General features: G+C 72.4%; 19 protein-coding genes. 8 read left to right on the forward strand and 11 right to left on the reverse strand.

Going from position 1 to position 24443, the window contains the following annotated elements; translation table 11 throughout:
* Positions 1–17: 17 nt before the first annotated feature.
* Entirely contained in the window at positions 18–2528 is a 2511-nt protein-coding gene (locus HNR40_RS10455; RefSeq protein WP_184960149.1) for a family 78 glycoside hydrolase catalytic domain, read from the reverse strand.
* A gap of 36 nt (positions 2529–2564) precedes the next feature.
* On the opposite strand from HNR40_RS10455, the gene HNR40_RS10460 reads away from it, so the two are divergent.
* Positions 2565–3137, forward strand: a complete 573-nt coding sequence (locus tag HNR40_RS10460) for a TetR/AcrR family transcriptional regulator (protein WP_184960151.1) — start codon at positions 2565–2567, stop codon at positions 3135–3137.
* Here HNR40_RS10460 and HNR40_RS10465 read toward each other — a convergent pair.
* From HNR40_RS10465 to HNR40_RS10475, 3 genes are all read right to left on the reverse strand, one after another.
* Complete coding sequence (locus tag HNR40_RS10465; protein WP_184960153.1) at positions 3134–4546, reverse strand: carboxylesterase/lipase family protein; 1413 nt, start codon at positions 4544–4546, stop codon at positions 3134–3136. The two genes, HNR40_RS10460 and HNR40_RS10465, sit on opposite strands and share 4 nt — an antisense overlap.
* An 87-nt stretch (positions 4547–4633) precedes the next feature.
* Positions 4634–5761, reverse strand: a complete 1128-nt coding sequence (locus HNR40_RS10470; RefSeq protein WP_184960155.1) for a PucR family transcriptional regulator — start codon at positions 5759–5761, stop codon at positions 4634–4636.
* A 435-nt stretch (positions 5762–6196) separates the two neighbouring features.
* On the reverse strand, positions 6197–7144 hold the full coding sequence (locus HNR40_RS10475) for an alpha/beta hydrolase (protein WP_184960156.1): 948 nt from the start codon (positions 7142–7144) through the stop codon (positions 6197–6199).
* A gap of 92 nt (positions 7145–7236) precedes the next feature.
* On the opposite strand from HNR40_RS10475, the gene HNR40_RS54395 reads away from it, so the two are divergent.
* From HNR40_RS54395 to HNR40_RS10495, 4 genes are read left to right on the forward strand one after another with little or no spacing between them, the layout of a single operon-like run.
* Positions 7237–8760 (forward strand): ABC transporter substrate-binding protein, encoded by a 1524-nt coding sequence (locus HNR40_RS54395; protein WP_184960157.1) that lies wholly within the window; start codon positions 7237–7239, stop codon positions 8758–8760.
* 1 nt (position 8761) lies between these two features.
* Positions 8762–9700, forward strand: coding sequence for an ABC transporter permease (locus tag HNR40_RS10485; protein ID WP_184960158.1), 939 nt, complete (start codon positions 8762–8764; stop codon positions 9698–9700).
* Positions 9697–12207, forward strand: a complete 2511-nt coding sequence (locus HNR40_RS10490) for an ABC transporter ATP-binding protein/permease (protein ID WP_184960160.1) — start codon at positions 9697–9699, stop codon at positions 12205–12207. Before HNR40_RS10485 ends, HNR40_RS10490 begins: the two co-directional genes overlap by 4 nt.
* On the forward strand, positions 12204–14201 hold the full coding sequence (locus tag HNR40_RS10495) for a hypothetical protein (protein ID WP_184960162.1): 1998 nt from the start codon (positions 12204–12206) through the stop codon (positions 14199–14201). The genes HNR40_RS10490 and HNR40_RS10495 overlap by 4 nt, the downstream gene beginning before the upstream one ends.
* Here the strand turns inward: HNR40_RS10495 and HNR40_RS10500 are convergent.
* The 6 genes from HNR40_RS10500 to HNR40_RS10525 all read right to left on the reverse strand — a co-directional run bounded on the left by HNR40_RS10500 (position 14134) and on the right by HNR40_RS10525 (position 18974).
* Complete coding sequence (locus HNR40_RS10500; RefSeq protein ID WP_184960164.1) at positions 14134–14523, reverse strand: hypothetical protein; 390 nt, start codon at positions 14521–14523, stop codon at positions 14134–14136. The two genes, HNR40_RS10495 and HNR40_RS10500, sit on opposite strands and share 68 nt — an antisense overlap.
* Positions 14520–15425, reverse strand: a complete 906-nt coding sequence (locus HNR40_RS53515; protein WP_221340203.1) for a 2'-5' RNA ligase family protein — start codon at positions 15423–15425, stop codon at positions 14520–14522. The genes HNR40_RS10500 and HNR40_RS53515 overlap by 4 nt, the downstream gene beginning before the upstream one ends.
* 210 nt (positions 15426–15635) lie before the next feature.
* Positions 15636–16697, reverse strand: coding sequence for a YhaZ family DNA alkylation repair protein (locus HNR40_RS10510; RefSeq protein ID WP_184960166.1), 1062 nt, complete (start codon positions 16695–16697; stop codon positions 15636–15638).
* On the reverse strand, positions 16682–17884 hold the full coding sequence (locus HNR40_RS10515; protein ID WP_184960167.1) for an RNA polymerase sigma factor: 1203 nt from the start codon (positions 17882–17884) through the stop codon (positions 16682–16684). Before HNR40_RS10515 ends, HNR40_RS10510 begins: the two co-directional genes overlap by 16 nt.
* 59 nt (positions 17885–17943) lie before the next feature.
* On the reverse strand, positions 17944–18279 hold the full coding sequence (locus HNR40_RS10520) for a YciI family protein (RefSeq protein WP_184960169.1): 336 nt from the start codon (positions 18277–18279) through the stop codon (positions 17944–17946).
* Positions 18279–18974: an SRPBCC domain-containing protein gene (locus HNR40_RS10525; protein WP_184960171.1), complete on the reverse strand. Its 696-nt coding sequence runs from the start codon at positions 18972–18974 to the stop codon at positions 18279–18281. The genes HNR40_RS10520 and HNR40_RS10525 overlap by 1 nt, the downstream gene beginning before the upstream one ends.
* Positions 18975–19088: 114 nt before the next feature.
* Here HNR40_RS10525 and HNR40_RS10530 point away from each other — a divergent pair, with 114 nt between their 5' ends.
* From HNR40_RS10530 to HNR40_RS10540, 3 genes are read left to right on the forward strand one after another with little or no spacing between them, the layout of a single operon-like run.
* Positions 19089–19898, forward strand: a complete 810-nt coding sequence (locus tag HNR40_RS10530; protein WP_376773466.1) for an ABC transporter ATP-binding protein — start codon at positions 19089–19091, stop codon at positions 19896–19898.
* Positions 19899–19908: 10 nt separating this feature from the next.
* Positions 19909–20901, forward strand: a complete 993-nt coding sequence (locus tag HNR40_RS10535; RefSeq protein ID WP_184960175.1) for an ABC transporter substrate-binding protein — start codon at positions 19909–19911, stop codon at positions 20899–20901.
* Complete coding sequence (locus tag HNR40_RS10540) at positions 20898–22970, forward strand: iron ABC transporter permease (RefSeq protein ID WP_184960177.1); 2073 nt, start codon at positions 20898–20900, stop codon at positions 22968–22970. The genes HNR40_RS10535 and HNR40_RS10540 overlap by 4 nt, the downstream gene beginning before the upstream one ends.
* 188 nt (positions 22971–23158) lie before the next feature.
* Here HNR40_RS10540 and HNR40_RS10545 read toward each other — a convergent pair whose 3' ends face one another.
* On the reverse strand, positions 23159–24412 hold the full coding sequence (locus HNR40_RS10545; RefSeq protein WP_184960179.1) for a lamin tail domain-containing protein: 1254 nt from the start codon (positions 24410–24412) through the stop codon (positions 23159–23161).
* Positions 24413–24443: the final 31 nt, after the last annotated feature.

Raw genomic sequence — 24443 nt, forward strand, 5'->3', positions numbered from 1 at the left:
CCCTGCGGGTTGGGCCCCTACTTGGCGATGTCTGTGCCGTTGGCTCGGGGCCATGGGGTGGTCCAGTGGTGGGTGCCGGACTGGATTTCGAAGGGGGGTGTGTTGGGGAGGGTGACCAGGGCTGTGGTGTTTGGGGGGACTGTGGCGTTGGTGGTCATCGTGTCCTTGGTCAGGGTCCACCTGAGTTCGGCTTTTCCGTAGGGGGTGCGGAGGGTGGCTTTCGCGCGGGTCAGGTTGGCGCCTGGTCTGGGGGTCAGGAGGATGCGGCGGTAGCCCGGCGCACCAGGGGCTATTCCGGCTACTACGCGGTGGAGCCAGTCGGCGACCGCACCGAACGCGTAGTGGTTGAACGAGGTCATCTCGCCCGGGTTGACGGTGCCGTCGGGCAGCATGCTGTCCCATCGTTCCCAGATCGTGGTGGCTCCCATCGTGACGGCGTACAACCAGGACGGGCATTCTCGCTGAAGCAGCAACCGGTACGCGGCCTCCACCTGCCCAGCCTCGGTCAGGGCGTCGCACACCTCCGGAGTTCCGAGGAAGCCCGTGGCGATGTGGTGACCGCCGTCGGCGAGTACTCGGGCCAGCCGTTCACCGGCGAACTCCCGCTGCTCCCGCGTAGGCAGCAGGTCGAAGCGCAGCGCGAGCGCGTAACCGGTGGCGGAGTCCCCCAGCACCGTTCCCTCCGGCGACACATAGGCGTCCGCGAAGGCCTGCCGGACTTGTGCGGACAAAGCGGTGTAGGGCCCGGCGTCCTCCCCAAGCACCTCCGCCGCCTGCGCCACGACTCTCGCGGAGTGCGCGAGGTAGGCGGTGGCGACAACCTCCTTGGATGTACGGCCGTCGCCCGGTTTGTCCGGCGGCGCGGCCGGGTCCAGCCAGTCGCCGAACTGGTATCCGGTATCCCAAAGCCTCCTGTCACCCGCCAACTCCGCCACATGCTCGACATAGCGTCGCATGCTGGGGAACTGCCGCTCCAGCAGCGCGGCGTCGCCGTACCGCTGATAAAGGGTCCAGGGGACCAGGACGGCGGCGTCGCCCCACCCGGCGGCGGCGATCACGGCGCGCTCCCCCAGCACGTTGGGGACCACGACGGGAACGGCTCCGCTCGGCGCCTGTTCGGCGGCCAGGTCGGCCAGCCACGAGGTGAGCATTCCGGCGCAGTCGTGCAGGAAGGCGGCGGCGGGGGTGAAGACCTGGAGGTCGCCGGTCCAGCCGAGGCGTTCGTCGCGCTGGGGGCAGTCGGTGGGCAGGTCGAGGAAGTTGCCGCGCATGCTCCACACGACGTTCTCGTGCAGGCGGTTGACCAGCGGGTCCGAACACTCGAAGTGGCCGGTGCGTTCCATGTCGGTGTGGCAGACGACGGCGCGGACGAGCGCCGGGTCCGCGGGGCCTTCTATGGAGGCGTAGCGGAAGCCGTGGAAGGTGAAGCGCGGTTCCCAGACCTCTTCGGCGTCGCCGCGCAGGATGTAGACGTCGGTGGCGGCGGCGGTGCGCAGCGGGCGGGTGGACAGTTCGCCGGCCTCCAGGACCTCCGCGTGGCGCAGGATCACGCGTTCGCCGGCCTGCCCGCGGGCGGTGATGCGCAGGCGGCCGACGAGGTTCTGGCCGAAGTCGAGGATGGTCTGTCCCGACGGGGAGGTCAGGATCTCTGTCGGGGTGAGTTCCTGGGTACGGCGCACCGGTGGGCCGGTGGGGGCCACCAATGTGGACAGGTCGTGGTCCAGCGGGTCCACGGGGCGCCAGTCGGCGGGTGACTGGAGGCGGGCGTCGTGGGTCTCGCCGTCGTAGATGCCGCTGGCCAGGAGGGGGCCGGGGGCGCACTGCCAGTCGGGGCCGGTGCCGTAGCGCTGGACGGTGCCGTCGGCGTAGGTGATCTCCAGCTGGGCCAGCAGCGCCAGGCGCTCACCGTAGACAGCGATGGTGCCGCCCTGGAAGCCCAGGCGGCCCCGGTACCAGCCCTCCGCGAGGATCGCGGCGAGCCTGTTGGGGCCGGGGCGCAGGAGCGTGGTGACGTCGTAGGTCTGGTAGCGCAGGCGGTGCTTGTAGCTGGTCCAGCCGGGCGTCATGACGTGGTCGCCGACCGTGACGCCGTTGAGCTCGAGTTCGTAGACGCCCAGCGCGGTGGCGTAGAGCCTGGCCGACGTTACGGCGGGCCGTACCGTGAACTCGCCACGCAGAAGGTGCTCCTCGCCCGGCGGCGCGACGAAGCGCGCGGACCAGTCGGCCGGGCCGAGCAGTCCGGCCTCGGCGACGGCGGGCGGGCTCCAGTCCGACCACGCGCCGTCCGCGTCGCGCACGCGGACGCTGACCGACACGCGCTCGCGGGCGGCCAGCGGCGCGAACGGCCACGGGACCAGCACCGACTCCCCCGACTCGACCAGGACGCGCTCGCCCCTGGCCGATACCTCGTAGGCGCTCTGGCGCCATCCCGGACTTTCGCTATTGACGATCCAGGAGAGTCTTGGATGGCTTTCGCCCAGGCCAAGGGGTTCGTCGAGGTGTTCGAAGCGGGGCGCCGCAATGTCCATGAGGCATGCTTACTTACAACTAAGTAAGTTGTCCATATGAAGAACCGCAAAGAGGAGATCGCGGCCGTGGCCGCCGAACTCTTCGCCCGCACCGGCTTCCGCGGCACCGGGATGACCGAGATCGCGCAGCGTGTCGGCATCACCGAGCCGGGGCTGCTCTACCACTTCCGCAACAAGGAGGGCCTGCTGCGCGCGGTCATCGAGTGGCGGGACGGCAGGAGCCTCGACTTCACCCGCGAGGCGGCGGCGCTCGGCGGGCTGGGCACGATCCGCGAGATGCCCGCCTTCGCCCGGCGCAACCGGGAGGAACGCGGGCTGACCAAGCTGTTCGCGGTGCTGGTGGCGGAGAATCTGGAGCCCGGTGCGCCAGCGCACGAGTACTTCCGCGAGCGCTACCGGGCGATGCGCGCCCTGGTGACCGGAGCGCTGCGGACGGGCCAGGAACGCGGCGAGATCCGGGCGGACCTCGACCCGGAGGGCAAGGCGGCGGAGATCATCGCCACGCTCGACGGCCTGGCCACCCAATGGCTGCTGGATCCCGAGCAGGTGGACCTGGTCGAACGCATCGAAGCGTACGCGCAGTCGCTCGAACACGACCTTCCGCGCTAGTCCCAGAGGGCGTGCACTTCCGCCCGGTTGTCCTCCACGACCGCCGAATCGGCGTCGAAGACCATCGTCGGCCGGGTCGAGGGGTTCCACGCGGGCCAGCCCGGCTCCCCGGTGGTGGCGAAGCGCACCCACGCCGCGTGCATCTCGTCGGCCAGGCCCTGCGGCGGGTTCTCCCCCACCATCCAGCGCGACTCGGGCATGGCCAGCGCGTCGAACACGAACGGGATCTCCATGGCGTGGGCCGCGCCGAGGTCCCGTTCGGGCGAGCGCCAGGCGAACTCGTACAGCCACGTGCGCCCGATCGGACGCCCCTCGGCCAGGCGGCGGTTGGCCAGCCGTACCAGACGGTCGGTGAGCACGAGCCCGAACACCTCGCCCGGCTTCGCCCCCGGATACAGCGCTTTGTAACCGCGCCATACCCGCCCCTTCACCCCCATCTTGAGCATCGCCAGGCGGGCCATCAGCGGCCCCATCCGGTCGACGCCGCCGGTCGGCACGAACCACAGCCGGTACTCCTCCGTGGTGTGCCCGATCAGCACCTCCACCTCGGGGTCGACGTTGTCCTCCGGCGGCCCGGCGACCAGTTCGCCGTCGATCACCGGCCCCAGCTGCGGCCCGCCGGCCAGGCCGCTCTTGCCCATGACCGCGGCCTGCGCGTCGAGCAGCCGCTCCTCGTCCACGTCGGCGAAGGCGGCGGCGGTGGCCGGCACGCCGAGGCGGCGGGCGATCTGGCCGGTCGCCTTACTGACGGCCGCGCGGTGTGCCGCGGCGGGCCCGCCGCTCTGGATGATCGCCCGGTTCAGCAAGCGCCGGGCCGCCGGTACGCCGAGCAGTACCCCCAGGTCGATCGCACCGGCCGACTCGCCGAAGACGGTGACGTTGTCCGGATCGCCGCCGAACGCCTCGATGTTCTCCCGCACCCACGTCAGCGCGGCGATCTGGTCGAGCAGCCCGCGATTGTCCGGAGCGTCCGGGAAACTGGCCCAGCCCTCGACTCCCAGGCGATAGTTGATCGCCACCATCACCACGCCGTCGCGGGCGAACGCGCTGCCGTCATACAGCGGGACCGCGTTGGAGCCGTTGCGGTTGGAACCACCATGGATCCACACCATGACCGGCCGCCGCCCGTCGAGGCCGGGCGTCCACAGGTTGAGGTTGAGACAGTCCTCGCCCGGGATGGCCACCTCGGCGAGGATCTCGTCCAGCGGCGGACGGTATCCGCGCCTGACCGCCGTCGGGCCGTTGGCGAGCGCGTCGCGCACGCCTTCCCACGGTGGTGGCGGCTCGGGCGCGCGGAAGCGCAGCTCACCAAAGGGAGGTGCGGCGTACGGCACGCCGCGGAAGACGGCGACGCCGTTCTCCAGCAGGCCGCGCAGCTTGCCCGGCCGGGTCTCGACGATGATCTCCATGGCGCCTGCCTTCAGCGATAAGGGCGGTGGCTCCATTTTCCTGGAATCTTGTTCTACCGGCACTGGGCCACAGACCCGGCTTTTCGGTCAGGGTTTGGGCGATGGCACAAGGCGGTGGCCGATCAGGGCGGCGTACAGTGCCGCCACGTCCCCTGGGCGCTCCAGCGATCTTCCGGTGAGGCGTTCGACCCTGGCCAGCCGGTTGCGTACCGTGTTGCGGTGGCAGTAGAGCCTGCGGGCCAGCTCTGAGGTGGACTCGCCGCTCTCCATCCACGCCGACAGCACCTCCAGCAGGGCCTCGGCGTCGGAACGGTCGAGCACGGGGCCGAGCACCGCGGCGGTGACCCGTTCCGCCAGGTCGGGGGCGGCCGCGACGAGCGCGCCGATCGGGCGGCTGTCCACGGTGGCCGCCTCCTTGCTGCCCGGCGGCAGACCCGCCCACACCAGCCTGGCCAGGCGGAAGGCGGCGGCGGTCTGCGGCAGCCGTTCGTAGGGGGCGCTGATCCCGATCCTGCCGCGCCCGGCCAGCGCCGCGCGCACCGTACCCGAGTCGGCCACGATGCCCACCTGGTCGTCCGCGCGCAGCCGCCAAGCGCCGACCAGCCCGATCGTGGACAACGGCACCGCCGGATCCGCCACCACGCACAGGTACGGCCCGCGCGCCGGCAGCCCGAGCGCGTGCGCACTGCCGCCCAGCACGCTCCAGTCGGTGACCCGGCCCTCGATCAGGGCGTCCAGCAGCACCTGGCGCTCACGCTCGTCCTGCCTGGCCAGCTCCAGCATGGCCTCGTGGTAGCTGTCGGTGACCGCCACGGAGTAGCCGTCGATGAGCGACCAGACCTCGGTCATCGAGGTGGCGAGCGTCTCCACCGGGTAGCCGGGGTCGGCCATGGCCCGCGCCACCAGGCTCTCCCACACCACCCGGAACCCGATGCGGTAGGCATGCAGCACCGCCCCCAGCGGCACCCCCTGCTCGGCCCTCCTTCGCGCGGTCTCCCTGGACACCACGGCCTTGACCTGGCGCTGTTCGGCCAGGTCGAGCAGGTGCTCGTCGAGGTTGCGCCGGTTGTACTCCCGCACCTCGGCCAGCCGCTCTTCCGGCATGGCCGCGTAGGTCTCGTCCTCGGCCACGATGGCGGCGAACATGCGGTCGGCGAGCCCCTGCACGTCCTCCCGCAGCTCGGCGGCCAGACGTGCGATCCGTGGGTCACCCATGTGCGGCAGCATAACCGCCACCCCTTGTGCCCTCGCACATGGCCGCAGGTCAGCACCACCACGCACCACACGTCAACGGCACGATGCACCGCGCACCGCAGGTCGACACCACCGTGCACCGCAGGACAACGCCGCGATGCGTCGCAGGGTCTGCGCCGCGAGGCTAGAGCGGGCCGGCTCTGCCATAGGGCAGCTCTGGGGGCAGCGCATTACGAGACAGCGTCACCGTGCACCCCACGTCACCGGCGCGACGCGCCTCGCCGTGGCGCATCGTCGCGGGCCGAGGCCGCGGGCCCGGGGGTCGCGGACCAGGGTCGCGGGCCCGGGGGTCGCGAACCATGGGCGCGGGTCAGCACGCGGGCCGGGTCGCGGGTCAGCGTCGCGGAGCCGCGCCGTGGCGCATCGTCGCGGGTCAGTGTTGCGGGGCGCTGGGGGTTAGTGGGTCATGGTGGTGGCTATTGAGGTCACGACGGTGGTGCGCCACACCCGTGACGAGGCCAGCATCCCGGTCAACGTGTGTGAGCCATGAACATGCCCAGGAAACTCGCGGAAGGTCACCGGCACCCCCGCCTCGGCCAGCCGTGCGGCATAGCGGCGGGCGTCGCCGGCCAGGGGGTCGCACTCGGCCGACAGGATCACCGCGGGCGGCAGTCCGGACAGGTCGGGGGCGTGCAGGGGTGAGGCGATCGGGTCGGTGGCGTCGTGCCCGGACAGGTAGGTGCCCACGCACCACTCCAGCTCCGACCGGGTCAGCACATGCCCTTCGGCGTAGGTCTCGACGGTGGGTGAGGACATGGTCAGGTCGAAGGCGGGGATCTCCATCACCTGGATCACCGGCATGGGCCCGCCCCGCTCCTTGGCCAGCAGTGACACGGCCGCGCTCAGGTTGCCGCCGGCGCTCTCGCCGCCCACGCCCACCCGCGCGGGGTCGAACCCGAGCCGCCCGGCCTGCTCGACGGTCCACTCGAACGCCCGGTAGCAGTCTTCGGCGGGAACGGGGAACGGAAACTCGGGCGCCAACCGGTAATCCACGTTGACCACCACGACTCCGGCGCCCGCGGCGATGGCGCGCGAGCGGCGGTCGCTGTCGTCGATGGTGCCCATCAGCCAGCCGCCGCCGTGGAAGAGCACCATGGCCCCGGCGTTCTCCTCGGCCGGACGGTACACGCGGACGGTGATCTCGCCGTCGGGGTCGGCGACCTTGATCCGCTCCTCGAAGACCGTCGCGATCTCTGGCTCCTCCTGCACGTAGTCGCCATAGGGGTTGACCCCTTCCGCCTTGCGTTCGGCGTTCATGCGGCGGCGGGCGACGGCGTCGTGGGGCGCCGGCGGCTGGGAGTGGATCATGGCGATCAGGGGGGCGATCTGCGGGTCGACGGGCATGTGAACTCCTCGGATCGGCATCGTTACCAAAAGCCTACCAATTGATAGGTAGTTTTTGTTAGCCTCGCCACACCCCATCCGAGGAGGTTCCGATGCCGAGATCTCGCGGGACGGCCTTGGCGGCCGCGGCCGTCGCCCTCGCAGTCGCGGGCACCGCATGTTCCGGCGGCGCTGCCGAACGCGCCGCCACGGCGGAGCGCATGCTCACCCTGGCCGTAGCGGCCGACGTCTCGTCCTGGGACCCAGCCGTCGGCGCCGGGGGCAACTCCCTGGGCTACCTGCAGGCTGTCTACTCGTCCCTGACCACGCTCAACGCCGACTTCTCCGTCTCACCCGGCGTCGCCACCACCTGGTCCTACGACCGGCCCAAGACCACGCTGACCATGACCATCCGCGACGGCGTGACCTTCTCCGACGGCACCCCGCTCGACGCCGCCGCGGTCAAGGCGAACCTGGACCGAGGATTGAGCACGCCGGGCGCCACCCAGTCGGCGCTGGCCGGCATCGCGAGCGTCGAGGCCACCGGCCCGACCGAGCTGATGGTCAAGCTCAAGAAGCCCGATCCGGGTCTGCTCTACCAGCTCTCCATGGTCCCCGGCATGATCGCCAGCCCCAAGGCCTTCGCCACGCTCAAGACGAACCCGGTGGGCAGCGGGCCGTACGTGCTGGACCTGAACGCCAGCACCCGAGGCACGTCCTACACCTTCACCCGCAACCCCAAGTACTCCCTGCCGGCCACGTTCGGCTTCGACAAGCTGGTGATGAAGGCGCTGCCCGACACCAACGCGATGGCCAACGCCGCGCTCAGCGGCCAGGTCGACGCCGGCGGCGTGCCCATGGCCAGCCTGCCGCAGGTTCAGGGCGCGGGCCTGGAGCACAGGAAGATGCCCGGCCTGATCATGGGCATGTGGATCGTCGACCGCGCGGGCAAGCTGGCTCCCCCGCTGGCCAAGCTCAAGGTACGGCAGGCCATCAACCACGGCCTCGACGCCGAGGGCATACTCAAGGCGGTCGACAAGGGCAACGGCGACCGGCGCACCCAGATGTTCGCCGCCGGCACGCCCGCCTACCTGGCCGCGCTCAACTCCCGTTACCCCTACGACCCGGACAAGGCCAAGCGGCTGCTGGCCGAGGCGGGCTACCCGGACGGCTTCGAGCTGACCCTGCCCAGCGAGAACACCTACGTGCCCGCGTTGTACCCGATCGTCGCCCAGCAGCTCGGCCAGATCGGCATCAAGGTGAAGTACAAGCCGGTCTCCAGCAACCTCATCACCCAGCAGTACCTGGCCGGCACGTACCCGGCCTTCATGTACACCTACACCGCCACCGAGAACTGGCTGGACGCCTCGCTGTTCCTGGCCAAGGGCGGGGTGTTCAACCCGTTCCACGTGGAGGACCCGGTGGTTGCCAAGCTCATGGACCGGATCGCGGTCGCGGAGGAGGCCGAGCGCGGCAAGCTGTTCCAGGAGCTGAACACCCATGTGGTGGAGCAGGCGTGGTTCGCCCCGCTGTACGCCGCCACCAACCTCATGGTCTGGAAGAAGGACAAGGTCAGGATCGACGCCGCCGCCGACCAGATCTTCGTCTTCCTGCGCGACTACCACCCGGTGGGCTGACGTGCTCAGGCTGCTGTCGCGGCGGCTGATCGCGGCGGGCGTCCTGCTCGTCGTCATCACCGCCCTCACCTCGTTGCTCACCACGCTGGTGCCCGACCCCACGCACAACCTGCTCGGCATGACGGCCACGCCCGAGCAGGTCGCCGCCAAGCGGGTGGAGCTCGGGCTGGACCGGCCGGTCAGCGTGCGGTACCTGGACTGGCTGGGCGGGGCCGTACAGGGGGATCTGGGGGTGTCGTGGTTCACCGGGCTGCCGGTGGTCGAGACGATCACCGCCCGGCTGCCCATCACGGTGTCGCTGGCGGTCATCGCGACGCTGGTCTCGGCGGTGACCGGGATCGCGTTCGGCATGGCGGCGGCGATCCGGCGCGGGTGGCTGGACCGGGCGCTGCAGGTCGCGGCGGCGCTCGGCTTCGCCGTACCGGGGATGTGGGTGGCTTTGCTGCTGGTCATCGTCTTCGCGGTGCAGTTGCGGTGGCTGCCGGCGACCGGGTACGTGGCGTTCGCGGAGAGCCCGGCCGACTGGGCGCGTTCGCTGCTGCTGCCGGTCGTGGCGATCGCCGCCGGGTCGGTGGCGGCGGTGGCCGCGCAGACCCGCAACGCGGTGGCCGCCGTGCTGAACCAGGACTACGTGCGCACGCTGCGCAGCCGGGGCCTGCCCCGGCGCCGGCTGTTGCTGCGCCACGTGCTGCGCAACGCCGCGCCGACCGCGCTGACCGTGGTCAGCCTGCAGTTCATCGGCCTGCTCGGCGGGGCCATCATCGTCGAGCAGATCTTCGCGATCAACGGGCTCGGCAGCCTGGCCGCCGCCGCCTCCAGCCGCTCCGACATCCCGGTCGTGCTGGGCGTGGTCGTGGTCGGCGTGCTCATCGTGCTCACCGTCAACCTGGTCGTCGACCTGCTGGTGAGCTGGCTCGACCCGAAGGTGCGCACCCCATGAGCCTTCTCCGCAGGCCCGCCGCGCTCGTGGCCGCCGTCGTGCTGCTGCTGGTCGTGGTCGCGGCGGTGGCCGGGGCGTGGCTGGCTCCCTACGGGCCTGACCAGGTCGATCTGCGGGCCGCGCTGGCCGGTCCCGGCCCGGGGCATCCGCTCGGCGGCGACGGCTCCGGCCGCGACGTGCTCAGCCGGCTGCTGCACGGCACCCGCGCCACCGTGTCGGGCGCGCTGCTGGCGGCCGGGGTGGCGCTGGTGATGGGCGTCGTGGCCGGGACGCTGGCCGGATACTTCGCTCGATGGGCGGACGCGGTGGCGAGCTGGTTGTTCAACCTGCTCATGGCGCTGCCGGCGTTCATCGTCGTGCTGGCCTTCGTCGCGGTGATGGGCCCGGACCTCGTCGGCACCATGGCGTTCGTCGGCTTTCTGGCCTCGCCGTCCATCTACCGGCTGGTCCGCGCCGCGACCATGCGGGTGCGCGGCGAGTTCTACATCGACGCCGCCCGCGTGTCCGGCCTGTCCGACCTGCGCGTGGTGCGCAGGCACGTGCTGCCGGTGGTCCGCTCGGCGATCATCGTGCAGGCGCCGTTGCTGTTCGGCGCGGCCCTGCTGCTCCAGGCCGGCATCGACTTCCTCGGCCTCGGCGAGCCCGGCGCGGCAAGCTGGGGCGCGATGCTCAACGACGCCGCCGCCAACGTCTTCCGCGCCCCGTGGCTGTCGATCTGGCCCGGTCTCGCGATCGCCGCGACCGTGCTCGCGGTGACGGTCCTCGGCAACGCCGTACGCGACGCGCTTGAGGACACCCCGATCCAGGCGGCGGGCCGCGCCCCCTCTACCCGCGGGCCTGCCGCCTCCCCCGCCCCGGCCCCCGCCGACGGCGCACTCCTCGCCGTCTCCGGTCTCACGGTCACGCACCGTACGGCCGGCGGCGAGGTCACCGTCGTCGACGGCGTCGACCTCCAGGTACGGCCGGGCGAGGTCGTCGGCCTGGTCGGCGAGTCCGGCTCGGGCAAGACCCAGACCGTCCTGGCAGCCCTCGGCCTGCTGCCGCCGAGCGGCCGGGTGGCCGCCGGATCGGTCCGCTTCGCCGGGGCCGAGCTGACCGAAATGACCGAACGCGAGCTGAACCGCGTCCGCGGCCCCCGCATCGGCTACGTCTCCCAGGAGCCGATGTCCAACCTCGACCCGAGCTTCCGCGTCGGCAGCCAGCTCGTCGAGCCACTGCGCGCGCACCTCGGCCTGTCGAGGCGGGCGGCCCGCCGCCGGGCGCTCGAACTGCTGGCCAGGGTCGGAATCGCCGAGCCCGAGCGCATCTACCGCGCCTACCCGCACGAGATCTCCGGCGGCACCGCCCAGCGCGTGCTCATCGCCGGAGCCATCTCGTGCGACCCCGAGCTGCTGGTGGCCGACGAGCCCACCACGGCGCTGGACGTCACCGTGCAGGCCGAGGTGCTCGACCTGCTGCGCTCCTTGCAGAGCGAACGCGACATGGCGGTGCTGCTGGTGACCCACGACCTGGGTGTGGTGGCGGACATGTGCGACCGGGTGACGGTGATGCGCGACGGCCGCCTGGTGGAGAGCGCGCCCACGCGGACGCTGTTCGCCCAGCCGGCGCAGCCGTACACGAAGGATCTGCTGGCGGCCAACCCGCACAACGCCGCGCGGCGCGAGCGGAGTGCGGCGGTCGGGCCGCCGCTGCTGGAGATCGACCGGCTGCGGGTGGACTACCCGCAGCGTGGCCTGGGGCGCCCGCCGGTGCGGGTGCTCAAGGAGGTCAGCCTGACCGTCGGCGAGGGCGAGACGCTCGGGCTGGTCGGGGAGTCCGGCTCGGGCAAGACGACGCTCGGCCGCGCCGTGCTCGGCCTCGCGCCGATCGTCGGCGGCTCCATCCGGTACGGCGGGCAGCCCCTACCCGGCCGCCGGGCCCGAGCCCGCCAGATCCAGGCGGTGTTCCAGGACCCGTTCAGCTCACTCAACCCGGCCATGAGCATCCACGACATCCTGGTCGAGCCGCTGCTCGCGCACGGCATGGCCGACCGGGCCGAGGCCGACCGGCGCATCGCCCTGCTGCTCGACCGGGTCGAACTGCCGGCCGGCACCGGCGCCCGGCGCGCCCGCGAGCTGTCCGGCGGGCAACGCCAGCGGGTGGCCATCGCCCGCGCGCTCGCCCTCGGCCCGCGCCTGATCATCTGCGACGAGCCCGTCTCCGCGCTCGACGTCTCGACCCAGGCGCAGGTGCTCGCCCTGCTCACCGAGATCCAGCGCGACACCGGGGTGAGCTACCTGTTCATCTCGCACGACCTGGCGGTGGTGCGCAACGTCAGCGACCGGGTCGCGGTCATGTCGGGCGGCGTGCTGGTCGAGACCGGCGACGCCGAGCAGGTGACCACCGAGCCGCGCGACCCGTATACGCGGCGGCTGCTGCTGTCGGCGCTGGTGCCGGACCCGGACCCGGACCGGCAGGCGGCCCGGCGCGCGGCCCGGCTCGGGCTGGCCGCGAAGGAGCAGGCGTGATCGACAGGGAGCGGCTGGTGCGGCGGCACTCGGTGGTGATCACGTCCTGGCATCCCTCGTGCACGCTCAGCCTGGGCAACGGCGACTTCGCGGTCAACGTGGACGTGACCGGGCTGCAGACGTACCCGGAGGCGCACGAGCTGCCGCCTCGGCACATGCCTGCGGTCTTCGACGCTGACGACTTTCCGGTGCCGTTGCGGATCCAGTCGAGCTGGGGGTGGTACTCCACCGACCCCGGCGTGCCGTACACGCTGGATGAGGCGGCGACGGGCTATTCCACCCGCACCCGCACGGTGCGCTACCCCGACCGGATGCGGATCGGGGCGGACGGCGTGGCCTCGGCCGACGCGGGCGGCTGGCTCTACGCCAATCCGCGTCGGCTCGATCTGGGGCGGATCGGGCTGCGGTTCGACCCGGCGCTGGAGCTGACCGGGACCCGCGTGGAGCTCGACCTGTGGACGGGCAGCGTGCGCTCGGCCTTCCTGCTCGGCGGGCAGCCGGTCGAGGTGCGGACCGTGGTCCATCCCGAGCTGGACGTGGTCGCCACGCTGGTGCGCTCGCCGCTGCTGGCGGCCGGTGCGCTGGGCGTCGCGATCACCTTTCCCGGTCAGCGCGACCCGCTCTCCCCGGGTGAACGGCTGGCGCAGGCCACCCGCTACGGGCCGGAGGGGATCGCGCGCGAGGTCGGCGACGCGCGCTACCACGTGCGCGTGCGGACCGACGGGCGCTGGGGGCCCGGCCCGGTGATCGGCACGGACGCCGATGCGCTGAGGCTGAGCGCCGCCTTCTCCCCCGGGCCGCCGGACGAGCCGCCCGCCTTCGACGCGGTGGCGGAGGCGGCGGCCGGATACTGGCGGGCGTACTGGACGTCCGGCGCGGCGGTCAGCTTCGAGGGCAGCACCGATCCGCGCGCGGGCGAGCTGGAGCGGCGCGTGGTGCTCTCGCAGTACCTGACCGCCGTGCACTGCTCGGGGTCGGCGCCGCCGCAGGAGTCGGGGCTCGTGCACAACTCCTGGGGCGGCAAGTTCCATCTGGAGATGCACTGGTGGCACGCCGCCCACTTCGTCCTGTGGGGACGGCCTGAGCTGCTCGAACGCGGCCTCGGCTGGTACCGCGAGATCCTGGGTGCCGCCCGGCGCACCGCCGCTGAGCAGGGGTACGCGGGCGCGCGCTGGCCCAAGCAGGTCGGCCCGGACGGCCGCGAGGCGCCCAGCCCGATCGGCGCCTTCCTCATCTGGCAGCAGCCGCACCCGATCCACTACGCCGAACTGCTCCGGCACAACGGCGTGCCCGGCGCCCTGGAGCGCTACGCCGACCTGGTCTTCACCACCGCCGACTTCATGGCCTCCTACGCCGAGCCGGACGAGGACGGCGTTCACCACCTCGGGCCGCCGCTGGTCCCGGCGCAGGAGACGTACTTCCCCGGCCGGGCCCACACCGCCGACCCCACCTTCGAGCTGGCCTACTGGCACTGGGGCCTGCGGGTCGCGCAGGAGTGGCGCGAGCGGCTCGGCCTGGAGCGGGAGCCCGGGTGGGACGCGGTGCTGCGCGGGCTGGCCAGGCCACTCGTGCGCGACGGCGTGTACGCGGCGGTCGCCACCGAGCCCTACACGCTGCCCGACGACCACCCGTCGATGCTCATGGCACTCGGCTTCCTGCCCGCAACCCCGCTGATCGATCCCGAGGTCATGTCGGCCACGTACGACCACGTGCTGCGTACCTGGGATCTGGGGAGCACGTGGGGGTGGGACTACCCGGTGCTGGCCATGTGCGCCACCCGGCTCGGCCGTCCCGGCGACGCGGTCGACGCGCTGCTCATGGACACCTTCAAGAACCACTACCTGCCCACCGGGCACGTGCCGCAGTTCCCCGGCGGGCTGTCGGTCTACCTGCCGGCCAACGGCGGGCTGCTGGCGGCCGTGGCGCTCATGGCCGGCCGGTTCCCGGAGGGGTGGCGGGTGTCGCACGAAGGTCTGGGGACGTTCCCGCCGTGACCGCGCGCCGGTCGAGCGCCTGGGCCCATTTGACCGCGACGGCCGCGACCTGGATCAGCTCGGTGCGCAGCGCCTCGGGGTCGGACTCGGCGAACGCCTCCAGCACCTCCTCGGCCAGGATGTGCCGCCAGGTCAGCGTGCCGTCGTCGAACGCGGCCGAGGTCTCGCGCTTGGCCGCGTCTGCGGCGGGCGTACGGGATGGGGAGGTTCCGTCGGGAATGTCCTGGATGCCCCAGCGCACGTCCTGGGCGCGCCGCTCGCCGGCGATCTCGTCCAGGACACGCTCCAGCGAGCCGGGCAGGCCGTAGTCTCCGTCGTTCACAGCGTCTCCAGCACACGGAAGCGTTCGGTCACCACGAGCGTGTCGTCGTCGATCACGGGCGCGCGGCCCAGGTGGGCCACGTGCTCGGGGCTGAGCCAGAAGCACTCGTGACCGGCCCGCCACTCCGCGACCCCGGCGTAGTCCTCGCCCTCGTCGTGGGCGAACCGATCGTCGATCTCCCGGATCGGCACCACCTTCACCTCGGTGGTCTCCAGCAGCGCCACCCGCCGCCCGGCCGAATCGACCAGCGCGTCCCAGGACCCCGCCACCGGCAGGGGCTCGTCCTCATGCTCGTAGTCGGCCAGCAGCGAACTCGTCGCGGTCTTGCGCCCGGCCAGAATCGCCGCGACCAGCGTGTCCCGCAGCGGCCCCGGATAGGCGAACTCCGCCTCCCCCACCTCCCCGAACGGAAAACACGCCCGCCGCCGCCACCGCTCGCCGTCGAAGACCTCCAGCGTCACGCCGCTGGCCCGCATCCGCACCGGCAGCCCGCTCACCCCGCGCTCGATCGCGTCCGCGCCCTCGTCGTCCATCCCCTGCCCGACCGTGAGGTGCGGCGTGATCTCCCCATATTTCCCCCGGTACGGCTGCGCCTGCGGCCACCGCGCCACCACGGCCTCGGTCAGCTTCCTGACCGGCTCCGCAGGCTCGGGAGCCAGATAGACCACGCCGGGAAACCGCCCGAACCGCTCGAAGACCAGGTCAAAACGCTCACAGGAGGCGAACAGCTCGCGCAACGCGCCCTCGTCTACCCGGTCGGCGTCGAGGAACGGGTAGAGCACGGTCACGTGGGCGGGCACCCCGTAGGCGATCGACGGGTCATAACGCTGCCGCCACGGCCCCACGACCTGCTCGGCGGCGGGCACGTTGACCGTCAGCGCGGTCTCGCCTCGGGTGAACATGGCCGGAAGTATCCCACGGGCCCGATGTCCGAGCCGTGACCCGCCCGCCGAGGCCACAACCCCCAACCGACCCACGCCACCCCGCCCAGGCAACCCCTTCACCCCTCCCTTGGGACCGTCTCCGTCCATGCGGCCCAGTGGGCGGCACGCCGGGGTTCCTGCCGGATGTCCTGGGCTTCGGCGGGGATGCGGGTCTGGGACCGGCTCGGGTCAGGGGGTGAGGTGGAAGGCGGCGGTGGCTCGGACCACGCCGTTGACCATGATCTCCAGCGTGCGCGGCCCCGGCGGCTCCACCCGCGTGGTCACCGGCCGGAACGAGTGGGACTTGGTCACCGAGAAAGCCTCCCCCGCCACCCCGGCCACCCGCTCGCCCAGATGGAACACCCGCCGCGACCCCTCCCGGCACACCGCATAACGCAACACCACGGGCCCGGGCTCAGAAGCCGTCACCACCACCGTGAACGGCAGCTTCTCCCCCACCGCCACCCGCCCGGCCGAAAGCGTCAGCGACTCCACCGCGCCCCCGCCCGCCCGCGCCCCGACCAGCCCCAGCGCCTCGGGATGCCCTTCACGCAACAACCCCCGTACGGCATGCCGCACCACCTTCTCCACATGCGACCCGCCCGAAGCCCGCCACCCGGCCAGCAACGCGATCGCCGCCTCCGGATGCCCCTTGGTGAAGTCGTTGACGTGGTTGGCCACGGACCGGCGCACGTACTCGCTCGGGTCGTCGCGCAGCCGGTTGAGGATCGGCAGCGTCGGCCCCGGCTCCATCAGCCAGCTCACCCGGGTGGCCCAGGGCAGTCTCGGCCGGGTGCCCTCGGAGGCCAGGCGGCGCAGGTGCTCGTCGGCCGAGCCCGCCCAGCCGTACATGATCTCCAGGGCGGCCTGCCCGTGACGCTCCAGGAAGGGCCGCACGGCGAACTCGGCCGTGGCGTGCGGCGTGATCGCGGCCAGCGTCTCCATCGCGACGTCGAGGTCGCCGAGCCCGTGGAGCGCGACGTAGTCGGTGGCGGGCCAGCCGCTCCACATGTCGAACTTGGGCGCGCCGGCCCGCAGGGCGGCGGCCACGGCGGGGAACGGCAGGCCGGCGACCAGGCCGAGCGTCCTGGCGACGTGCCGCACGCGGTCCTTGAGCTCCAGCGGGCCGAGGCCGGAGACGGCCTCGTGGACGAACCGCTCGCGCGCGAAGGCGGGCAGCGACGCGGCGAGACCGTCGGCGAGAACCCCGACGGAGGCGGCGTTGACGAGCTCTTTCAGGGGTTGGGCCACAGTTCCACACCGTGCCACATGGCACCGACAGTTCTGGCGCGCTCCTGCAGGAACTCCTGCTCGGCGGCGTTGTCGCTGAGCGCCAGCGCGGCCCGGTACGCCTCCACCGCCTCGGCGTCGCGGCCCAGCCGGTGCAGGAGTTCGGCCTTGGCCGCCGGCAAGTAGTGATACCCGGCCAGGCGGCCCTCGCGCTCCAGCTCCTCGATCGCCTCCAGGGCGGCGGCCGGACCCTCGACCATGGCCAGGGCCACCGCCTTGTTGAGCGCGACCACGGGTGACGGCCAGATCCGCAGCAGCTCGCCGTACAGGATGAGGATCTGCGGCCAGTCGGTCTCCTCGTAGCTGGACGCCTGGGCGTGCAGCGCGGCGATCGCGGCCTGCAGCGTGAAGCGGCCGGGCGGTCCCGCGGTGAGCGCGCCGACGATGAGCCGGTCGGCCTCGGCGATCAGCTCGCGGTCCCACAGCGTGCGGTCCTGCTCCTCCAGCCGCAGCAACCGTCCGGCCTCGTCGGTACGGGTGGCCCGCCGGGCCTGGTGCACCAGCAGGAGCGCCAGCAGCCCGGTGGCCTCCCGGTCGGCGGGCAGCAGCCGGACCAGCATGCGCGCCAGGTCGAGCGCGCGGCCGGTGAGCTCGTCGCGGACCAGGTCGCGGCCGGAGTGCGCGGTGTGGCCGGTCGAGTACAGCAGGTGGATCACGGTCAGCACCGCGTCCACGCGCGCGGGCAGATCCTCCGCGTACGGCACCGCGTAAGGGATGTGCGCCGCCGCGATCTTCTTCTTGGCCCTGGTGATCCGGGCCGCCATCGTCGGCTCGGAGACCAGGAAGGCCCCGGCGATGTCCGGCGTCGGCACCCCGCACACCAGCCGCAGCGTGAGCGCGACCCGCGCCTCGGGGGCCAGCGCGGGATGGCAGCAGGTGAAGATCAGCCGGAGCCGGTCGTCGGGCACGGCGCCGGTCTCCGGCGTCTCCTCCTCGACGCCGATCAGCAGCGGCAGCTTGGCGGCGAGGGTCCGCTCGCGCCGCATGGCGTTGAGCGCGGTGCGCCGGGCGACCGTGGTCAGCCACGCGCCGGGCCGTTCTGGCACGCCGTCCTTCACCCAGGTGCGCAGCGCCTGGACGTAGGCGTCCTGCACGGCCTCCTCGGCGGCGTCGAGGTCGCGGGTGACGCGCACCGTGGCGGCGAGCACGTAGGCCCACTCGCCCCGGTGCGCGTCCTCGACGGCCCGCTCGACCGAGCGGGCCGTGCTCAGCTCACCACCTCGAAGCCGATCAGCGGCCTGACCTCCACGCAGCCCTCGACGATCGGCGTCATCGCGGCCAGCGTCAGCGCGTGGTCGAGGTCGCGCGCCTCGATGACGAAGACGCCGCCGAGCGCCTCCTTGGTCTCGATGAACGGCCCGTCGGTCACCAGTCCGCCGCGGATGACCGTGGCGGTGCCCGGCTGGTCCAGGGCCAGTCCGGCGATGGTCCTGCCACCCTTCTCCGCGATCTTCCCGGGCAGGTCCATGTGGCCCTGCATGACCTCGGGCGGGAGGTTCTCGGGCGGCACGGCCTCGAAGATGAGCACCGCGTACTGGGGCATCACACCACCTCCTTGACCAGCCAGGCGTTCCAGTCCGCGCTGGAGTCGCCGCCCGCGAACAGGTGGTGGGCCACGCCGACCGGCCAGCCCCACACGTCGCGGCCGTAGAAACGGTACAGCGCGTCGCCGCTCGTGACCCCGAGGAAGGCGGGCGTGGCGTAGTCGACGACGCCGTCGATCGGGGTCAGGCCGGCGGGCGTCAGCCGTACCCGGTCACCGGCGGCGACCTCGTCCGGCAGGCCGAGCGCGGCGCGGACGGCGGCCAGGCTCACCTCGGCCTCGGCGGTGACGTAGTCGCAGCGGCGCCCGGCGAAGTGGCGCACGTACTGGCCGAGTGAGTGGTTGTAGAAGGCGGTGTGCTGGCGGCAGGCGTCGGCCTGGACGTCGTAGTCGTCGTCGGGCAGCACGCCGTTGTGGGTGTAGGTGAGGAGGGTCTTCGCGCCGCGCGGCTCCAGCACGAAGTCGAGCTGGTTGAAGCCGTCGAGGTCGGGGCCGCGGGTGGTGAAGTGGCGGTGCGGCTCCCAGACCGTCACGGTGCCGCCCGACGGTGTGAGTCCTGTCTCACTGCCGCCCACGCGCGGCTCGTAGTCGATCTTCCACAGCCAGCCGTCCGCGCGGACGGTGATGGCCTCCCAGACCTGCTCCGGCGAGCCGTCCAGCTCGCCCTGCCAGCGCACCTCTATCGCTCTGGACATGATCTGTCTCCTTCGTCGTCCGGTGCTTTACCCATCCGACAAACGAGGCGAGCGGAAATCGACAGCTGGTCACAAAGGATTGACTTTAGGCAAGGGTAGCCTAACCTTATGCCCGTGACAGGGAAGATCTCGCTGGCCGGAGCCGATCTCCGCCTCAGCTACCACGGCACGTGCGTGGTCGAAGAGGGCCGTATCGACCTCCGTCCCGGCCAGGTGACCGCCCTGGTCGGCCCGAACGGCAGCGGCAAGTCCACGCTGCTGCGCGCGCTGGCCAGGCTGCACCGTCCCGAAGCGGGCACGGTGACGTTCGGCGACGGCGGGTCCGCGCTGGACCTGTCGCCCCGCGACTTCGCCCGCCGGGTCACGCTGCTCGCGCAGAGCCGCCCCACCCCGAGCGGGGTGCAGGTCAGCGACGTGGTCGGCTATGGCCGCCACCCGTACCGGGGCCGCTGGAAGGCCGGCGACCCCGACGGCGCCGCCGCCGTCGACCGCGCGATGACGCTGACCGGCGTCGCCGCGATGGCCGGCCGCCCGGTGGACGAGCTGTCCGGCGGCGAGCTCCAGCGCGTGTGGCTGGCCACCTGCCTGGCGCAGGACACCGCCGTCCTGCTGCTGGACGAGCCCACCACCTTCCTCGACCTGCGCTATCAGGTCGAGTTGCTGGAGCTCGTCCGCGACCTGGCCGACGAGCACGACGTCGCCATCGGCATCGTGCTCCACGACCTCAACCAGGCGGCCGAGATCGCCGACCGCATCGTGCTGCTGCACGGCGGCAGGGTACGGGCCGACGGCCCGCCCACCGAGGTGCTCACCGAAGAGCTCCTCACCGACGCCTACGGCATCCGCATCGACGTCACGCAAGACCCCCAGACGGGCACGGTGCGCACCCGGCCGATCGGCCGGCACCTGCCCGTCGCGACCTGACAGGAAAGACATGCTCCCCCTGCGCACGGCCCTCGCGGCCCTGGCCGCGATCGCCGCTCTCAGCGCCTGCGGCACCACCGAGACCCCCGTCCCCGCCGCGTCCTCCACCCCCGGCGGTACGGCTTCCGCCACCGCCGCCCCGGTCACCGTGACCGACGCGCGGGGCAAGCCGATCACGCTCGAGCGCCCGGCCAGCAGGGTCGTCAGCCTCGAATGGGGCGAGACCGAGATGCTGGCCAGCCTCGGCGTGATGCCGGTCGGCGCCGCCGACACCAAGGGCTACGCCACCTGGGTGACCGCGGCCCCGCTCGACGCGTCGGTCAAGGACGTCGGCATGCGTACCGAGCCGAGCGTCGACTCCATCGCCGCCCTCCAGCCCGACCTCGTCGTGATGGAGACCGACGACGAGGGCCTGGTGGCCCAGGTGGAGAAGATCGCGCCGGTGCTGGTCTTCAAGGGCAGCGACGCGACGGGCAACTTCCAGCGCATGCGCGAGGAGTTCAAGCTGCTGGCCACCGCGGTCGGCAAGACGGCTGAGGCGGACAAGGCGCTGTCGGACTTCGACGCCGCCCTGGCCGACGGCAAGCAGAAGCTGGCCGCCGCCGGTGTCGCGGGCAAGCCGTTCGCGATGGCCGACGGGTGGAAGGAAGGCAGCACGATCTCCGTCCGCCTGTTCGGCAAGGGCGCGCTGGTTTCCGACGTGGCCGAGGGGCTCGGGCTCAAGAACGCCTGGAGCGGCAAGGTCGACAAGGTCTGGGGCCTCGGCAACACCGACGTCGAGGGCCTGACCGCGCTCAAGGACGCCGAGACCCGCTTCTTCTACAGCGCCTCCGACGGCGTCGACGTCTTCGCCGACGGCCTGGCCTCGAACGCCATCTGGAAGTCGCTGCCGTTCGTGAAGAAGCAGGGCGTCACCAAGCTGCCCGACGGCATCTGGACCTTCGGTGGCCCGGCATCGTGCAAGCAGTACGCGGAGGCGCTCGTCAAGGCCCTCACCGCTTGAGCACGCTCACGTCCGTCGAGGTCCCGATCACGCCGCTGCGGCGGGTCGGGACCGCGGGGGTCTTCCTCCTCGCGCTGGCGGCGCTCGCGGTGGTCTCGGCCGTGCACATCACCCAGGGCACCTCCTCGGTGGGCGCGATGGACGTGTTGTCCGGCATCTTCGGCGGCAGCGACGAGGCGGTCAGGGTGCTGCTGGCCTCCCGGCTGCCCCGGCTGCTGGCCGGGGTGGCGGTGGGCGTCGCGCTCGGGGCGGCCGGCTCGCTGCTGCAGTCGATCGCCCGCAACCCGATGGCCTCGCCGGACACGCTCGCCGTCAGCAACGGCGCCTACCTGACCGTCGCCACGGCGGCCGCGTTCGGCCTCTCGCTGCCGCTCGTGCTCTCCGGCGGCCTCGCCTTCTTCGGCGGGCTGGCCGCCGCGGCTCTGGTGCTGGCGTTGTCGGCGGGCGGGCGTACCGGCACCACCCGGCTCATCCTGGCCGGTTCGGCCACCGCGCTGGCGCTCGGCTCGCTGACCAACCTCGTCATGATCCTCTTCCAGGAGGGCACCACCGGCCTCTACGCCTGGGGCAGCGGCTCCCTGGTGCAGAGCGACCTGGGCGCGGTCACCCAGCTCGGCCCGGTGATCCTGGCCTGCCTGCTGGCCGCCATGGCCGCCGGTCCCAAGCTGGACATCCTCGGCCTGGGCGACGACACCGCCTCCGTGCTCGGCGTCAACGTGCGCAGGCTGCGCCTCGTGCTGACGTTGCTGGCCGTGGTGCTGGCGGCGGCGGCCGTGACGATCGCCGGTCCCATCGGCTTCGTGGGCCTCTGCGCGCCGGTGATCGTACGGCTGCTGCCCCGGTCGATCCCCGGGCTGCACCGGCACCGCTCGCTGCTGCCGCTGTCCGCGCTGGCCGGGGCGCTCATCGTGCTCGGCTCCGACATCCTGCTGCGGGCCGTGCTCGGCGCGCAGGCCGGGGTGGACGTGCCGCCCGGCGTGGTCACCACGCTGCTGGGCGCGGTGGTCATGATCTGGCTGGCCCGCCGCTACCGCGACGCCGGTCCCACCCGGCAGCCGCCCGCCGTGCGCACGGTCGCCGGGCGGTCCCGCGCCGGCTTCCTCATCGTCGTCGCGATCGGCCTCACGCTCCTGACCGGGGCCGCGGTGCTCGGCATGCTGGGCGGCGACACGTGGCTGCTCACCGGGGACGTGGCCAACTGGCTGCAGGGCCGTACCGGACGGGCGCTCACCTACGTGCTCGACCAGCGCTACCCGCGCGTGCTCGCCGCGCTGCTGGCCGGAGCGGCGCTCGCCGTGGCCGGCACCGCCGTGCAGGCGGTCTGCCGCAACCCGCTCGCCGAACCCGGCGTGCTCGGCGTGACCACGGGCGCGGGAGTGGGCGCGATCACGCTGCTGACGACCGTGCCGATGGCGGGCATCTGGGCGATGACGGGGGCGGCGGGCGCGGGCGCGCTGGTCGCGTTCGGCCTGGTCTACCTGCTGTCCTGGCGCGGCGGCCTGAACTCCGACCGGCTCGTCCTCATCGGCGTCGCCGTCCAGTCGGCCTGCACGGCGATGACCGTGATGATCATCGTCAAGTCCGACCCCTGGAACACCGCGAAGGCCCTGACCTGGCTGTCCGGCTCCACCTACGGCAGGCTGCCGATCCAGCTGATCCCGGTCGCGCTGGCGCTGGTGGTGTCCGTCCCGCTGATCGCGTGGCTCCGCCGCGACCTGGACCTCCTCGCGCTCAACGAGGACACGCCGCGCGTGCTCGGCGTCCCCCTTGAGCCGGTACGGCTGGCCGCCCTGGCCGCCTCCGTCGTGCTGACCGCCACGGCGGTGTCGGCCGTCGGCGTGGTCGGATTCGTCGGCCTGGTCGCCCCGCACGCCGCGCGGGCCCTGGTCGGCGCCAAGCACGCGCGGGTGCTCCCGGTGGCCGCGCTGCTGGGCGCGCTCCTGGTCAGCCTGGCCGACACCCTCGGCCGCACGGTCATCGCACCGGCCCAGGTCCCGGCCGGGCTGGTGACGGCGCTGATCGGCACGCCTTACTTCGTCTGGCTCCTTTGGCGCTCACGCGCCCGCTAGCGACTCATCCACTTGGCCGGTGAAGGGTGCCCGTTGCGGTGGTGCGTGTGTCCGACGTGAGAAGCGACCCCCACGATCGGCCCCCGCCCGCGTCGGCGGGTGGGGGTGGGGCGGCTGGGCCGTACCGTATGGGGGGGTTAACGCCCGCTGGGGGTCAGCGCCCGCCTGGGGTCAGCGCCCGCTTGGGGTCAGCGCCCGAAGCAGATCGTACGGCCGGCCAGCACCGCGTCGGGTTTGTAGGAGACCTGGTCGACCAGCGCGCCCGCGCCGTCGGTGAGGACCAGCGCGTCGCCCGCGTTGCCGAGCTGGAGCGCGCCGCTCAGCGTCACCTGGTGGACGTCGCCGCCGCCGAGCGTGCCGGAAAGGGCGTGGCGGCCGCCGGCGGCGTCGAGCAGCGCCCAGTCCTGCAGGTTGATCGGGCCGGGCGTCGCGTTGATCAGCGTGACGCGCTCGCGGCCGCCGTCGGGTCCCACCGGGTCGGGCAGCGCGGCCACGATGAGGACGTCGCCGATCGCCGCGGGCCTCGGGTGGACGGGCGCGCCGGGCGGGGCCGGGTCGGGGCTGATGATGAAGTCCTCGGGCCAGGCGGTGAGCTGGATCTCGTTCCCGGCGGCGCGTACGACGTCGTGCATGTTGCCGTATTCGCCCTTCTGCAGGAGGAAGAGCTGGTCGTCGCGGTTGACCGGGTCCTCGCGCAGCCACGCGTCGAAGCCGTCGAACGTGGTGCGGCCCGAGGCCAGATAGGGGACGAGCCGGCGGAAGAGCTTGGGCCAGATCACCGCCTGCTGCAGGGCGTGGAGGTCGGCGATCTTGGCGCTGCTGTCGGGGTCGCCGGTGGCTCGGGGCCAGATGCCCGCGTTGCCGTCGCGGGCGGCACGCGAAGCGGTGGCCAGGTGGTCGCGCAGGCTCGCGGGCAGGGTGGCGTAGAAGGCCGGGTAGGCCAGGCCGCTCTTGAGCAGGGCGGCGTTGACGGAACGGTCCACACCGGCCTCGTCAAGGAACACCGCCGAGCCGTCCGCGCCCCGGTGCTCGCCGGTGAAGGCGAAGGCGATCAGGCGGCCGTTGCCGTCGATGCCGTTCGACAGCACGTGGCCGCGGATCGTGTCCTGGTCGGCCGACTGGACCTTGTTCGGCAGGTCGGGGAAGTAGACCACGTTGGTGAAGCCGAGCAGGCGCAGCAGTTCGTCGCGGGCGGCGTTGGCTCCCTGCAGCTCCTGGTGGGTGTCGCCGAAGTGCGTCTCCAGGGCGTCGATCGCCTCCAGGCGGGTGGAGATGCCCCGGCCGTTGATCTTCGGGGGCGTTCCGCTGGGGCGGGGCAGGCCCTCGACCAGCGCGGGGGTGTCAGGCTTGAACTTGACCGTGTCGCCGTCCGGTTCCGGCCCTTGGCGGGGAAGGTCGGGGTAGCGGATGACGAACTCGCCTTTGAGCAGGGTGTAGCTCATGGTGCCCCCTCGACGGGACTGGGTGTCTGAC

The sequence above is a fragment of the Nonomuraea endophytica genome, assembly GCF_014203235.1.
In the GTDB taxonomy this organism is placed as follows: domain Bacteria; phylum Actinomycetota; class Actinomycetes; order Streptosporangiales; family Streptosporangiaceae; genus Nonomuraea; species Nonomuraea endophytica.